Origin of the sequence: Desulfobacula toluolica Tol2, from assembly GCF_000307105.1 — a bacterium.
In the GTDB taxonomy this organism is placed as follows: Bacteria; Desulfobacterota; Desulfobacteria; order Desulfobacterales; family Desulfobacteraceae; genus Desulfobacula; species Desulfobacula toluolica.
The window spans coordinates 3337550-3351778 of the sequence record NC_018645.1 but is presented as its reverse complement, the minus strand read 5'-3'; the positions used below and the strand labels follow the sequence as shown (position 1 = coordinate 3351778).

Below are 14229 nucleotides of genomic sequence, written 5' to 3'. Positions count from 1 at the left end.
CTTCTACAGGGTTTTCTTGTTTTTGAATTTCAGAACTGATAAGAAAAGGTCATGTTTGATGTTGCGATCATAGGGGCGGGGCCTGCCGGAACAGCGGCTGCTTTTGATCTTTTATTAAAAGGGTTGAAGGTGCTGATTCTGGATAAGTATGAATTTCCCAGGAAAAAAGCCTGTGCCGGCGGGATTACACCCAAGGGATATCATCTGTTCAGGTATGATATCTCTTCCATGGTAAAAAGAGAATGCAGCACCGTCAAAATTAGTCCGCATAATAAAAAGTCATTTTTTATCAAAGATGACAACACGCTTTGCTATATGACCAAAAGGGAAGATCTGGATCTTTTTTCTTTAAACAAGGTTATGGAAAAGGGCGCGGATTTCAGGGTGATAAAAAAGATTCAATCAATTAATGAAACCCCGGTTTTTGTAGAAATCCATACGGATTCGGAATATTTAAGGGCATCGTATCTGATTGGTGCTGACGGTGCCAACAGTATTGTCCGGCGGTTTGTTTCAAAGGGCCGTTTTTATCAAAAGCAATTTGCCATTGAGGCGGATGTGAAGATCGACAGGCCTGACATGTATCACATGGAGTTTGATTTTTCAAAGTCTCTCAATGGTTATTACTGGATTTTTCCCAAAGACGATCATGTGAATATCGGGAATTATTCAGTTGATTCAAATTCAAGGCTGCAGATTCAGCATCTTTTTGACTATGCTGATGAAAAGCTTCATTCAAGACGGCTTGATGCTGTTAAAGGTTATCCCATCTGTACGGGCGGCTTTAAGTATAGACCGGATTCAAAAAGAGTTCTTCTTGCAGGGGATGCTGCAGGTTTGTCTGAGCGGCTGCTGGGAGAAGGGATCTTTTTTGCCGTGAAAAGCGGGCAGGCAGCTGCCCGGGCCATCCTGGAATCAGAACTGCACGCATTGTCAGCCAGGGATCTGTATCGGGAAAAATTAAAAGCCATCCAGGCGGATTTGCGGGTTTATGATTTAAGTTCAAATTGGTTTTACACGTTCCCGGGCGTTTCATTAAAGGCAGTATCCTTTCCATTTGTTCATAAAAGGTTTTCAAAAGGGTATGCAGACGGAAAAACCATCACCCAAATTCTTTGTGGCAAAGCTGCTGCAATAAAAAATCGATAAATATCTAAAAAATAGCAAAATTGTTGTAAAAGACCTTATGAAATAACTATATCTAAATAATTAGTTACATTTTTGTGTAGATAAAACAACAAAAATGTTATTAAGTTCATTTCTGTTCTTAAGATTTTCCCGTATTGATTATCCTTCTATTCTAAATACTTAAGTTTATTTATAGCTGTCATTTTGATTGTGGCACTCCTTTTGCTCTAAAGAAATACAAATGATTTTTTAATTATTATAAAAGGAGAGCAAAATGAAAAACATACTGGCAGTCATTAAACCGTTTAAGGTTGATGAAGTAAAAGATGCCTTAATAAAAATTGATGTCAAGGGAATGACCATCTCAGAGGTCAAAGGGTTTGGTCGCCAGAAGGGTCACAAGGAGATCTACAGGGGAGCGGAATATCAGACGGATTTTATTCCCAAGGTCGAGATCAAGATTGTTGTGGCTGATGATCAGGTTGATGAAGTAGTTAAAACCATTATTGACGCTGCAAAAACAGGAAAGATCGGAGACGGGAAAATTTTTATTATGCCCATTGAAGATGTGATTCGAATCAGAACTAATGAGGCCGGTATCGACGCATTATAGTTGAAAAGGAGAAGAATAAAATGAAAAAGTTGGCGTTAACAATTGTTTGTTGTTTGGCATGTTCAATTTCTGTAGTCTGGGCCGGTGATGATGCACCTACCATAACATCTAATAAAGCGGCCATTGCCCTGGTGCAGTCTCATGCGGATTATGTATGGACCCTTGTTGCTGCGATGCTGGTATTTTTTATGCAGGCCGGATTTGCCATGGTTGAAACCGGTTTCACACGGGCTAAAAATGCCGTCAATATCATGATGAAAAATTTGATGGATTTTTCCATGGGGTCTATTGTGTATTGGGCTGTCGGGTTCGGTCTGATGTTTGGAGTGTCTGAGACCGGTTGTTTCGGCACATCCGGTTTCTTTTTAAGTGATTTCAAGGTGGGCGAAGACCCATGGGTACTGGTATTCTGGATGTTCCAGGCTGTATTTGCCGCCACGGCCGCCACTATTGTATCAGGTGCCATGGCGGAAAGAACCAAATTTTCAGGATATCTCATCTATTCCGTGGTAGTTTCAGGGCTGATCTATCCGATTTTCGGCAGCTGGGCATGGGGTAGCCTGTTCAATGGAAGCGGATGGCTTGAAGGGCTTGGATTTATCGATTTTGCAGGATCAACGGTCGTTCATTCAGTTGGTGGATGGGCAGCTCTTGCAGGTGCCATGATTTTAGGGCCCCGCCTTGGAAAGTACACCAAAGAGGGAAAAGTCAGACCCATACTGGGACACAACATACCCCTTGCTGCCATAGGGGTTTTCATCCTCTGGCTGGGATGGTTCGGGTTTAACCCTGGGTCAACCACTGCAGCATCCAAAGATATAGCCATGATTTTTGTTAATACAAACCTTTCTGCAGCAGCAGGTGCCATCATGGCCATGGTGGTATCCTGGATAAAGTTTGGAAAACCCGAAGTCGGCATGAGTTTGAATGGTGCCCTGGCCGGTCTTGTGGGAATTACTGCCGGATGTGCCAATGTGACACCTGCAAGCTCAATCATGATAGGTGCCGCAGCAGGCGTGATTGTTGTATTCTCAGTTGTGTTTTTTGATAAGATCAGAATTGATGACCCAGTAGGTGCCATTTCAGTTCATGGTGTCTGCGGTGCCTGGGGAACACTTGCCGCAGGTATTTTTAATATGGACGGCATGACATTTAAAATAGTTGCAGTCCAGTTAACCGGGATCATATCCTGTTTTGCCTGGACATTCCCTTTGGCCTATCTTTTGTTCAAACTGATTGATGTGACAATAGGATTAAGAGTATCCAGGGAAGAAGAATTGGAAGGTCTGGATTCCACAGAGCATGGGGGAAATGCATATCCTGATTTTACCACTATTAATCACGGCACCATGGGAATTTTTGGCGGAACCGGCAGTCCTAAGCATGAGAAGGAGGCACCCTGTGCTTATAGCTCTGATAGCGCTTCTGGTGTTTCTGTTGCTTCTGCATCCGGAAAATTAATCAAGCAAACTTAAACCTGACAAAGAGGTGTTAAGACAATAAAAAACCTGTCACCCTTTTTTATTATGAGGTGACAGGTTTTTTATTTTATATTATCTTTTGGCTTACATTTTCTTTTTCAAGATCTGTTGCTTTGCTTGAAAAAAATATGCTGTAAAACAATAATTAAAATCAAAGAATAATGTTCAAAATTCTGCGAAGCGGTTCAGCCGCACCCCAGAGCAACTGGTCTCCAACTGAAAATGCAGTCAGGTAATCATCTCCAAGGTTCATTTTCCTGATGCGGCCGACAGGAACCGTCAATGTCCCTGTGACTGCTGCCGGGGTCAGATCTTTGATGGAGTCTTCTTTTGAATTGGGAACCACTTTAACCCAGTCATTATTTTCAGCCAGCATGGCTTGGATTTCATTGAGCGGCACATTTTTTTTCAGCTTAATGGTAAAAGCCTGGCTGTGACATCTCATAGACCCTATCCTTACACATTGACCGTCAATGGGAATGGGATTGTCTGATCTCCCGATTATTTTATTTGTTTCAACAAATCCTTTCCACTCTTCTCTTGTCTGACCATTGTCCATTGCCCTGTCAATCCATGGAATCAGACTTGCAGCCAGCGGAACTGCCCAGTTTTGAACGGGAAAATCATTGGATCTCATGGTTTCGATGACATTCTTGTCCAGATCAAGAATAGCTGAGGCCGGGTTTTCAAGAACAGGAGAGGCCATATTGCCGATGGTCTGCATCTGGGCCACAAGCTCTTCCATGTTTTTAGCACCTGCACCGGATGCTGCCTGATATGTCATGGAAGTCAGCCATTCGATCAGATTGTTTTCAAACAACCCGCCCAGGGCCATGAGCATGAGGGATACGGTACAATTGCCGCCAATATAGTTTTTAATGCCGTCGGACAGAGCATTATCAATTACCTTGCGGTTTACAGGGTCCAGAACGATAATGCTTTTATCATCCATTCTCAAAGTGGATGCGGCATCAATCCAGTATCCGTCCCAGTTTTTTGCGGCAAGCTTGGGCCGAATCTCTTCAGTGTATGATCCTCCCTGGCAGGACAGGATAATATCCATGTCCAGCAGCTGGTCAATATCATAGGCATCAACCAGCGGGGGTGTTTTGATGCCCACATCCGGAGCTTGCTGACCAGCCTGGGATGTTGTGAAAAAAAGAGGGGTAAAGCGTTTGAAATCATTTTCCGTTATCATTCTTTCCATGAGTACGGAGCCAACCATTCCACGCCAACCAACAATTCCAACTTTTTTCATTATCCTCTCCTTAGGTTATAATGTTCCCTGTAAAGGGCAGGGTTATCTTAAATTATGTTTTTCAGCCCAGTCATTCACATGAATGGGAGATTCAAGTACGGTTACTCCAGCGTTTCTAAAAGAGGACACTTTGCCTTCATAGGTTCCTGCTGACCCTCGGACAATGGCACCTGCATGCCCCATTTTTTTGCCTTGCGGGGAAAATCGTCCGGCAATAAAGGATGCAACCGGTTTTTTCATATTATTGGCGATAAAATCAGCAGCTTTTTCTTCTTGTTCTCCTCCAACTTCACCAACAACAATAACAGCATCGGTATCGTCATCATTTTCAAACATTTCAAGGATTTGCGGTAAATTACAAAAAACAACAGGATCCGCTCCCATGCCGACAACTGTGCTTTGACCAACATTTTTTTCAGAAAGGATACCGGCAAATTCATAAGACAGGGTTCCTGACCTTGAAATGACACCCACCCGGCCAGGCTCAAAAAGCGAAGCAGGCATGATGCCCATTTTCCCTTTACCCGGAGATAAAATTCCAGGGGTGGTAGGTCCCAAGGCTATGACATTTTTTTCATTGGCATAGTCCCTCATTTTCATTGCATCATGCACCGGAATATGTTCGGGTACTATGACAATCAAGTCAATGCCGGCATCAACGGTTTCCAGGAAAGCATCAAGAACAAATATGGCCGGCACAAAGAAGACCGAGGCGTTTGCGCCGGTTTGTTTCACCGCCTCGTCCACATAATTAAAAACCGGCAGACCTTCAACAGTCTTGCCGCCCTTGCCCGGTGTTACGCCACCTACTATTTTTGTCCCGTAATCAAGCATCCATTTGGTTTGAACACTTCCGATTTTTCCGGTTATTCCCTGTACAATTACGCGGGTATCATCATTAAGAAGAATACTCATTTTTACCTCTATATTTAATTTTTTCAGTCCATTTGTTCTGCAGATTATTGTCTTGCCGAATTGCTGTCTTGCTGAATTGTTATGTTACCAGACGATTACTTTAGAAGGGCAATCAGCTTGTCAACTGCAGTTTCAGTCGCTGCTTCGGTTACAACATGGACACCACCGGATTTTAAAATTTCCCATGTTTCCTCCTGGTGATTTCCAAGAGCCTTTGCAACAATAGGAATGGTCAGATTATGTTCTTTGATGTATTTTACAATCCCTTTAGCCCCTTCATGAATGGGATTGATGCCGCCATATATGTTTATGAAGATGGCTTTCAAATCTTTCATCATGATCAACTCCATGCATTTATAGAGAAGATCTGCTGTTATACCGCCGCCTGTTTCAAGGAAGTTTGAAGGTTTTAATTTGTTGCCGATAATATCCATTGATGCCATGCCCAGACCTGCACCGGACGAAATCAATCCAATATCTCCTTCAAGATCAACATAGGTAACCCCAATTTCTTTTCCCTTGTTTTCAAGGGAATTTCCCGCTCGGTTTTCACTGGGCAATGAAAGGGATTTTTTGAGTCTGAACATGGCAGAGTCATCAATTTCAAGAACCGCGTCAACCGCCACAATTCCACCGTTTTTTAAAATGACAAGGGGATTGATTTCAGCTATTATGGCCTCGTATTTTTCAAACACCTTGTAAAGACGCACCAGGATGTCGGAACAGGCTGTTAAAGGTTTTGGGGACAGATTAAGCTGCCTTAAAAGTTTTTGTGCCTGGTAAGGGTAAAATCCAAATTTTGGATCTATTATTGCCGAGGCGATCTTGTCGGATGATTCTTTTGCGGTTTTTTCAATATGGACACCGCCTTCAGTGCTGACAACAACAATGGGTTTTCCTGAATACCCGTCAATCGTGATGGCCATGTAGAGTTCTTTTGCAATATTTGCTTTTTCACTGATCATTATCTCTTTGACACGACAGCCTTTTATTTCCATATTCAAAAGCTCGTCCGTCATTATTTCAAGTTCATCCGATGAGTCGGCAATCTTGATTCCCCCGGCAAGCCCGCGTCCGCCAACAAGTACCTGTGATTTAAGAACAACCGGATACCCAATCTCATCCGCCATGTTTAAGGCGCCTTCAACAGTTCTTACGACTCCTCTTCTTGGAACCGGTATGCCAAATTTTTCAAAAATTTCCGCGCCTTCATACTCGTGTAATCTCATAATTAATTCCTGTTAAATTCAAATTTTATGAATTTTATTTTATATTTTTTTTGAATAATCAACTTAAAAATCTAAGAAAAAATACGGGTTATGTCAATGAAAAATTATCGTTAATATTATGCGTGACAATATTTAATATGTATTATCAGGTGGTTATAAAAACGCTTGACAAGTCGTTAAAATATATTTTAAAAAGAACAGTGGTTTGATGAGCCACCAGGCAAAAAAAATAAAGCCATTTTTTTGTTTGCATTAATGAAGCAGGCAACGCAAAATTACTATCGTTTTTCAGCGATTTTTTTATTTTGGTTGATCAAAAAAAATTTTATGTATGGACGTGTTGAATAGTGGTTTTTGGAATTTAAGTATTAGTTAAAAATAAATCGCATTATGTTATTTAAAACAGCTGTTTATTTTTATACTGTAAAAATTGAACGAATTTAGTATAAATTTAATTTCTTTATCTTCAGTTTACCCAACTAAAACCTCTCGGCTTGATATTAAACATTATTATCAAGATCACCAAAACTCCATATCAGATAAAATTATTATTAATTTTTAAAGTGAAGGAAATTATTATGGGACTTATGACAAAAGATCAGTATATTGAATCATTGCGAAAACTAAACCCTGTTGTTTATATGTTTGGTGAACGAATTACCGACGTTGTAGACAATCCAAGATTAAGGGCGGGCATTGAGGCGACAGGTGCGACATATGAAGTGGCCGAAATGGATGAATATCGTGATCTTGCAATAACCACAAGTCCTTTGATTAATGAGCCTGTCAACCGGTTTACCCTTCCGCCGGGTTCAATTGATGATCTGGTTCACAGAGTTAAGCTGAACAGGGCTATTGCAAATCATGTCGGAACCTGCCACCAGCGCTGTACCGGGCTTGACTGCCTTTCGGCTTTGTCAATTGTGACCTATGATGTTGATCAAAAACATGGCACAAGCTACAATCAGAATTTTATCGAATTTTTAAAGTACATGCAAAAAAACGATCTTACGGCAAATGCCGGGGTTACGGACTTGAAAGGGGATCGATCCAAAGGCCCGACCCAGCAGGCAGATGATGAAATGTACCTGAAGATTGTTGAGCGCAGATCTGACGGAATTGTGGTAAGTGGTGCAAAAGTTCATCAGACAGGATCTCTTTCATCCCATGAAATTATAGTGCTACCCACCCGTGCCATGAGAAAAGGTGATGAGGATTATGCGGTTGCATTTGCGGTTCCTGCTGATGCCGAAGGTCTTATCCATGTTGTTGGTCGTTCAAGCCTTGATGGCCGTGAGCTTGAAGGGGTTGACTGTGGTAACGTTCGGTATTCGAAAAATTGTCCCACGTTGATATTTGACAATGTGTTTGTTCCCAATGACAGAATTTTCCTGTGCGGTGAAACAGAGTTTGCCGTTGATATGGTGATCAAATTTTCTTCATTTCACAGACAGAGCCATGGCGGATGCAAGGCAGGCAAAATCGACTGCATGATCGGTGCTGCATTGACACTGATGGATTACAACGGAACCTCAAAAGTCGGTCATCACAAACAAAAAGTCATTGATATGATCCACAGAGCGGAAACACTTTACGGCTGCTGTCTTGCATCTTCATATGAAGGAAAACAACAGGCATCAGGTTCCTATTTTATTGATACAATTTTATCCAATGCTTCCAAAATTCATGAAGGCAAAGAGCTTTCTGAAAGTATTCGGCTTATGATTGATATTGTCGGTGGATTTGTGGCGGATATGCCGTCTGATAAGGATTTTGAGCATCCCGAGATTGGTCCCAAGCTGAAACGGTATTTTAAGGCGGTTGAAGGTGTTCCTGTAGAAAACAGAATCAAGATGTTCCGACTCGTGGAAAAAATGGCTATGGAATCTGCCGATACCATTTCCGATATTCACGGCGGGGGATCTCCTGAAGCCCACAGGGTAACAATTCTCAGGGAAAGTGATCTTGAAAGCAAAAAGCGATCCGCTTTGCGTCTTGCAGGTATTGAAGGATAGGTTTTTATATCATAATAAAAAGACCGGCAAACAGTGTTTGCCGGTCTTAGCAAAAGGATATAGACGGCATTAAATGGAAAACCAATATGATGTTATAATAATCGGCGCAGGCGTTGTTGGAAACGCCATCGCCAGGGAATTGTCCAGATATTCGATAAGCGTTGCTGTTCTTGAAAAAGAGCTTGACGTATCCATGGGTACAAGTTCAAGAAACAGCGGTGTGCTGCATTCGGGTATTCACTATAAACCGGGAACATTAAGGGCCCGTTTAAATGTGCTTGGGAATTCAATGATGGCTGATCTTTGCAATGATTTAAAGGTAAAGATCAATTATTTGGGAAAATTAACAGTAGCCCAGGATGAAGAAGAGGTCAAAAGTCTTCATATGCTCAAGGAGCAAGGCCTTGCAAACGGGGTTCCCGGCCTGGAGATACTGGAAAAAAATGAAATGCGAAAGATCCAGCCCAATGTGGGCGGCATCAAGGCACTTCATTCTCCAACCACCGGAATTATCTGTCCGTATTCTTTGACCATTGCTTTGGCGGAAAATGCCCATGCAAACGGCTGTCATTTTTATCTGGGGCATGCCGTAACTTCCATCCAAAAGCAGGATGATCTGTTTGAAGTAAATGCTGCCGGCAAACGGTTCAGATCAAAAGTGCTGATCAATTCCGCAGGCCTTTATTCTGCTGATATCTGTACCATGCTGGGCATAGACGAGTATAAAATTTATCCCTGCCGTGGTGAGTATCTGATTTTGGACAAACGGCTGGACGGTACTTTGAATGTTCTTGTTTATCCTGCACCTCACCAGGGAAAAGCAGGATTGGGCATCCATTTGACCAATACGGTTTCAGGCAATATTCTCATAGGACCTAGCAATGAATACCAGGATGATCCCGAGGATTATGCCTGTACTGCCAATATCATGGCCTTGCTGAGAAAAGAGGGGCATGATCTGTTGCCGAATCTGACAACTTCTGATTTTATCCGCAGTTTTTCAGGATTACGAGCCAAGCAGACACCACCCGGAGTTGGAGGGTTTAAAGATTTTGTTATTGAAAGCCGTGATGATATCAAAGGCTTTATCAACCTGGTTGGAATTGAAAGTCCCGGCCTTACCTCATCTCCGGCCATTGCTCTGATGGTCAAGGATATGGTTGAAAAACTTTTAACATTGGAACCAAAAGGCGGGTTTAACGGTATTCAATCCGGTATAACCGGTTATTTCCACCAATTGCCGGATGAACAAAAAGCAGATCTGGTTTCCCAGAATCCGGATTATGGAGAAGTTGTCTGCCGGTGTGAACAGATTACCAAAAAAGAGGTACTGGATGCCATTTCCAATCCTTTGGGCGTTAGAACAATTAATGCCATCAAGTATCGTTCAAGAGCGATGATGGGGCGTTGTCAGGGCGGATTTTGCCTGCCCAGAATCGTTCAGATCATGGAAAAGGAGTTTGGCTATAAACCTGAAGATTATTTACTCAACAGCAGGAATTCCCAATTGTTTATAGGGAAAATGCGTCAGGAACTTGTATAAGATGCAACATATGAAACGTGATCTGGTAATCATTGGAGGCGGCCCTGCAGGTCTTGCTGCAGCGATTTCTGCCAGGAAAAACGGGGTAAAGGATATTCTTTTAATTGAAAGAGATAAGATCCTTGGCGGGATACTCAATCAATGCATTCATGATGGATTCGGACTCCACACTTTTAAGGAGGCCTTGACCGGGCCTGAATATGCCCAGCGATTCATAGATGAATTTCATGAACTTGGTATTGAAGTCATGCTTGAAACCATTGTGCTGTCATTGGATAAAAATAAAAATCTCAGTGTCAGTTCAAAAAAAGGCTTTGTAAATATTCAAGCAGGAGCAGTGATATTGTCGATGGGTTGCAGGGAGCGGACAGCAGGTGCCATCTCCTTGCCCGGAACCCGGCCCTCCGGGGTTTATACTGCTGGTGCCGCACAGAATTTTGTGAATCTTCAGAATATAAAGATTGGAAATAATGTCGTTATTTTAGGATCAGGAGATATCGGTCTGATAATGGCACGAAGAATGGCCCTGGAAGGTGCCAAAGTTGAGGCTGTTTTTGAGCTGCTTCCAACACCAAGCGGTCTTGCCAGAAATGTCCAGCAATGCTTGAACGACTACGGGATTCCTTTGTTTTTAAGTACTTCTATTTTTGAACTCCATGGAAAAGAGCGGCTCACGGGTGTGACGGTTGCACAAGTTGATGAAAATTTTCAGATGATTGAACAAACAAAACGGTTTGTTCCATGTGACACGCTGTTATTGTCGGTCGGCTTGATTCCTGAGAATGAACTTTCCCTTGGTGCCGGGGTAAATCTTGAAACTACAACAAGCGGTGCATCTGTAGATGATAATTATATGACAAATATTCCGGGTATTTTTTCCTGCGGCAATGTTTTGCATGTGCATGACCTTGTGGATCATGTTTCAGAAGAGGCATCCCTGGTAGGTCAATGTGCGGTTCAATATTTAAATCAAAAGACTTTGCCTGAAGAATCATTTATACACATTGAAACACAACAGGATGTCCGGTATGTACTGCCCAAAAAAGTCAGTGGAAAAAAGGATTTTACATTGTCGTTGCGGGTTACCCGTCCAATGCAGAATGCGGCAATTATGGTGAAAGACAAGGACAGAAAAGTTGCAAGAAAAAAACTGGTCAGATTGCATCCTGCTGAAATGATCCGGGTTAAGGTCAAGGCAAAGAATATTGAAAACGCAGAAAAACTTGAGGTGAGTGTTCAATGTTAAAAAAAGATCTGGTTTGTATCGTATGTCCCAATGGTTGTCAGGTAGAGGCACTGATTGAAGAAACACCTGAATTAAAAGTTCTGGAGGTTAACGGATGTACCTGTGACAAAGGTATTGAGTGGGCAAAACAGGAAATTGTAAATCCCATGCGGACAATTGCTTCAAGTGTTGTTGTTGACCAGGGGGATTTTGAGCTTGTAAGTGTAAGAACAGATGCTTCAATTCCTTTGGGCAAAATATTTGATGTAATGGAGGCAATTAAGCACAAGACGGTTAAGGCCCCTGTAAAAATAGGGGATAAACTCATTGTAGATCCGGCAGGTGTGCCTTGTAATATTATCGCCACAAGAAATGTGTCTGTTGCCGTAAATTAAAGATACCAGATACCTGCTTTAAGGCTTAAGAACTACTAAGTGTTCCTTCCTCTTTATGGCAGGGAATTTCACTGATTGAGGGGCCTTCTTACAAGCTGAAATCAGAAGAAATTTTAGTCCAGGTGCCTAATAACGATTCCAAGATCCCCAAAAACTATTTTTATGAATTTCAGGGGATCTTTGTCAAACCGATTGATTTGCTTTTATTGATTTGATTCTATTGCTTTTTTAAGGCTTTTTACTTTTGGGCCTTGCAGGGTCCACATCCGGCAGGAATCAATTAAAAAGTTTTTTTCACGGATACTGTCAAGATCTTTTGGAATCAATGGCTTTTTTCTTCTGTCATGGGCCAGCCAGCCTTGGACAATTTCCTGGCCCATCACAATGATCAGATTGCAAAGATGGCTGCATCCTTTTTTCCCACCCATGATATCCCGAATACTTTTTGAAAATCCCGATTTTATTTCAAGACCTTTGAGCTTCTCAACAGTATCAAGGGTGTCTGTACATTCGGACAAAGGGACATGTACCATCTGTACCTGGACATCTTCTATCATAAGCGGATCAGGTTTGATCAGCAGTTTTACATCCAGATGGTGAACGATTCCGGGTTCTTTGACTTCTCCTGTGATATCAAACACTTTAGTGTATCTCTGGTCTTTTAAGACCCCGTGAACAATCACCTGGCCATCGGTATGGGGATATGTGGCAAGCTGGATATCCCGAGTGTGTATTTTTGTTTTATTTTCTATTATTTTATTTAGCATGAGACAATATGTAATCTTTTTTTTTCTGAAAATCAAACAGGATAATTACAAACAAATATATTTTTTTGAGAAAACAACAACTTTTTGATTTAAAGATATTAAATTTTTAGAATTTAAGTTTTTTGATAAAAACGTCCTGAAAGTCCTGTTTGGCGTTAAAATCAACAACTTTAACCTTGTTTGCAATTTGTGCTGCTTTATCAAGCAAAGAGTTGTCACATAAGATCATTACGGCTCCGGCTCCGGCTGAATTCCCCGCAATAACAATTTTGTCATGATCCATGACCGGAATCATTCCCAACGTCATCATATCCTTTTTGTCAAGAAATGTTCCAAAGGCCCCTGCAATAATGATCTTTTCAGGTTTATCAAGCCCTGCTTCCTTTAAGATAAATTCAATCCCGGTAATCAAAGCTGCCTTTCCCAATTGGACGGAACGGATATCTTTTTGGGTGATAAAAATGTCAGAATCATTTGCAGATGAACTTTTTGGGGCGAGAACATAAGGAAAATGAATGTCTTTTTTGCAGGCACCATCGGCCGATATTATCTGTTTTTGTAAAAACTGGGCCACAGCACTGATCACACCTGTTCCACAGACTCCAGATGGTTTTAATCCAAAAGATTGTGAAGGGTTGATAAATGTATATTCAGGCAGGTCGTTTTTGTTCTTGATTTTAACCTGATTAATGGCACCTGGAACTGCCTGCATCCCGCACGACAAGGATGCCCCTTCAAATGCCGGGCCGGTTGCACACGACGCTGCAAAAAAATGGTCTTTTGCCTTTAACATAAGTTCTCCGTTAGTGCCCAGATCGACCAGCAAAGTTCCGGTCGGTTGATTTTCAAGGTCAACTGCAATGGCTGCACCAAGGATATCTCCGCCAATAAAACCTGATACCTGGGGCAATGTCTGAATTGAAAATTTGTTCAAAGTAAAATTCAAATCATTTGAACAAATATTTTTTGCATCATAAAATGCCGGGTGGTAAGGGGAGAGACCAATGGATTTGGGGTCAACACCAGCCAAAATATGAATCATTGTGGGATTACCCACAACCACCATTCTTGAAACCATTTCATCTTTAAAATCAAGCGAATCCAGAAGTTTCTTGATCCCCCATTCCATTGCGTTGACAATGATTTTTTGTAAATATGCAAGGTTCTCTTTTTTTTGATAGATGGCGCCAATACGGCTCATGACATCATCCCCGTATATGGCTTGAGGATTTTTTACTGAGATGGATGAAAGTGTCTTGCCCCTTGCTGTGTTGCAAAGATACATGGCAATGGTTGTGGTGCCGATATCTGCGGCAATGCCATATTCGTTTTTTTTGTCAATGGTTTTGAATTTGTCTTTGAACTCAGTCGGCAAAGATAACGGGGCTTTGCTGATTATATGGGATGACAGCATGGATGATTCGGGAATTTCAATATCAGTATTTTTTGTAACTATGAATTTACAGGCTTCTTTAAATTCAGGCGGATCATTGGTGGGAATAATTTTGATCCGGCATTTCCCACACGTACCCCTGCCACCACAATCGGATCTTAAAAAAATATTCTGATCCATGAGTGCTTCCAGCATGCTTTTTCCTGATCTTGCGTTGATCTGTCTACCATGGGGCAGTAAGTTGATATGATATTTATTCAATTTTAT

Annotated in this window: 12 protein-coding genes; 7 read left to right on the top strand and 5 right to left on the bottom strand. The window is 41.7% G+C overall.

Going from position 1 to position 14229, the window contains the following annotated elements:
- Nucleotides 1–51 precede the first annotated feature (51 nt).
- From TOL2_RS15275 to TOL2_RS15265, 3 genes are all read left to right on the top strand, one after another.
- The gene (locus tag TOL2_RS15275) at nucleotides 52–1149 is read left to right on the top strand and encodes an NAD(P)/FAD-dependent oxidoreductase (RefSeq protein ID WP_014958223.1); all 1098 of its coding nucleotides are present in this window, start codon (nucleotides 52–54) and stop codon (nucleotides 1147–1149) included.
- 253 nt (nucleotides 1150–1402) lie between these two features.
- Nucleotides 1403–1741, top strand: coding sequence for a P-II family nitrogen regulator (locus TOL2_RS15270; RefSeq protein WP_014958222.1), 339 nt, complete (start codon nucleotides 1403–1405; stop codon nucleotides 1739–1741).
- A gap of 20 nt (nucleotides 1742–1761) precedes the next feature.
- A complete protein-coding gene (locus tag TOL2_RS15265; protein ID WP_014958221.1) occupies nucleotides 1762–3216 on the top strand; it encodes an ammonium transporter in 1455 nt (484 codons plus the stop codon).
- 157 nt (nucleotides 3217–3373) lie between these two features.
- Here TOL2_RS15265 and asd read toward each other — a convergent pair whose 3' ends face one another.
- From asd to TOL2_RS15250, 3 genes are all read right to left on the bottom strand, one after another.
- Nucleotides 3374–4480 (bottom strand): aspartate-semialdehyde dehydrogenase, encoded by a 1107-nt coding sequence (asd, locus tag TOL2_RS15260; protein ID WP_014958220.1) that lies wholly within the window; start codon nucleotides 4478–4480, stop codon nucleotides 3374–3376.
- 42 nt (nucleotides 4481–4522) lie between these two features.
- Nucleotides 4523–5395: a succinate--CoA ligase subunit alpha gene (gene sucD / locus TOL2_RS15255; protein WP_014958219.1), complete on the bottom strand. Its 873-nt coding sequence runs from the start codon at nucleotides 5393–5395 to the stop codon at nucleotides 4523–4525.
- A 95-nt stretch (nucleotides 5396–5490) separates the two neighbouring features.
- On the bottom strand, nucleotides 5491–6624 hold the full coding sequence (locus TOL2_RS15250) for a succinate--CoA ligase subunit beta (RefSeq protein ID WP_014958218.1): 1134 nt from the start codon (nucleotides 6622–6624) through the stop codon (nucleotides 5491–5493).
- Nucleotides 6625–7202: 578 nt separating this feature from the next.
- Between TOL2_RS15250 and TOL2_RS15245 the strand changes: the two genes are divergently transcribed.
- From TOL2_RS15245 to TOL2_RS15230, 4 genes are all read left to right on the top strand, one after another.
- Nucleotides 7203–8639: a 4-hydroxyphenylacetate 3-hydroxylase N-terminal domain-containing protein gene (locus TOL2_RS15245; protein ID WP_014958217.1), complete on the top strand. Its 1437-nt coding sequence runs from the start codon at nucleotides 7203–7205 to the stop codon at nucleotides 8637–8639.
- Nucleotides 8640–8712: 73 nt separating this feature from the next.
- Nucleotides 8713–10182 carry an NAD(P)/FAD-dependent oxidoreductase gene (locus TOL2_RS15240; RefSeq protein WP_014958216.1) on the top strand — a complete coding sequence of 490 codons (1470 nt, stop codon included), beginning with the start codon at nucleotides 8713–8715 and terminating at the stop codon, nucleotides 10180–10182.
- A 10-nt stretch (nucleotides 10183–10192) separates the two neighbouring features.
- Complete coding sequence (locus tag TOL2_RS15235; protein WP_198408341.1) at nucleotides 10193–11428, top strand: NAD(P)/FAD-dependent oxidoreductase; 1236 nt, start codon at nucleotides 10193–10195, stop codon at nucleotides 11426–11428.
- A complete protein-coding gene (locus tag TOL2_RS15230) occupies nucleotides 11422–11802 on the top strand; it encodes a DUF1667 domain-containing protein (protein WP_014958214.1) in 381 nt (126 codons plus the stop codon). The genes TOL2_RS15235 and TOL2_RS15230 overlap by 7 nt, the downstream gene beginning before the upstream one ends.
- Nucleotides 11803–12005: 203 nt before the next feature.
- On the opposite strand, the gene TOL2_RS15225 is transcribed toward TOL2_RS15230, so the two are convergent.
- Nucleotides 12006–12569: a DUF2889 domain-containing protein gene (locus TOL2_RS15225; protein WP_014958213.1), complete on the bottom strand. Its 564-nt coding sequence runs from the start codon at nucleotides 12567–12569 to the stop codon at nucleotides 12006–12008.
- 106 nt (nucleotides 12570–12675) lie between these two features.
- On the bottom strand, nucleotides 12676–14223 hold the full coding sequence (locus tag TOL2_RS15220; protein WP_014958212.1) for an ASKHA domain-containing protein: 1548 nt from the start codon (nucleotides 14221–14223) through the stop codon (nucleotides 12676–12678).
- Nucleotides 14224–14229: the final 6 nt, after the last annotated feature.

What these genes read in the sequence shown, in the direction of transcription:
- TOL2_RS15275 (WP_014958223.1), top strand. Translation starts at nt 52, where the DNA reads ATGTTTGATGTTGCGATCATAGGGGCGGGGCCTGCCGGAACAGCGGCT.
- TOL2_RS15270 (WP_014958222.1), top strand. Translation starts at nt 1,403, where the DNA reads ATGAAAAACATACTGGCAGTCATTAAACCGTTTAAGGTTGATGAAGTA.
- TOL2_RS15265 (WP_014958221.1), top strand. Translation starts at nt 1,762, where the DNA reads ATGAAAAAGTTGGCGTTAACAATTGTTTGTTGTTTGGCATGTTCAATT.
- asd (WP_014958220.1), bottom strand. Translation starts at nt 4,480, where the DNA reads ATGAAAAAAGTTGGAATTGTTGGTTGGCGTGGAATGGTTGGCTCCGTA.
- sucD (WP_014958219.1), bottom strand. Translation starts at nt 5,395, where the DNA reads ATGAGTATTCTTCTTAATGATGATACCCGCGTAATTGTACAGGGAATA.
- TOL2_RS15250 (WP_014958218.1), bottom strand. Translation starts at nt 6,624, where the DNA reads ATGAGATTACACGAGTATGAAGGCGCGGAAATTTTTGAAAAATTTGGC.
- TOL2_RS15245 (WP_014958217.1), top strand. Translation starts at nt 7,203, where the DNA reads ATGGGACTTATGACAAAAGATCAGTATATTGAATCATTGCGAAAACTA.
- TOL2_RS15240 (WP_014958216.1), top strand. Translation starts at nt 8,713, where the DNA reads ATGGAAAACCAATATGATGTTATAATAATCGGCGCAGGCGTTGTTGGA.
- TOL2_RS15235 (WP_198408341.1), top strand. Translation starts at nt 10,193, where the DNA reads ATGAAACGTGATCTGGTAATCATTGGAGGCGGCCCTGCAGGTCTTGCT.
- TOL2_RS15230 (WP_014958214.1), top strand. Translation starts at nt 11,422, where the DNA reads ATGTTAAAAAAAGATCTGGTTTGTATCGTATGTCCCAATGGTTGTCAG.
- TOL2_RS15225 (WP_014958213.1), bottom strand. Translation starts at nt 12,569, where the DNA reads ATGCTAAATAAAATAATAGAAAATAAAACAAAAATACACACTCGGGAT.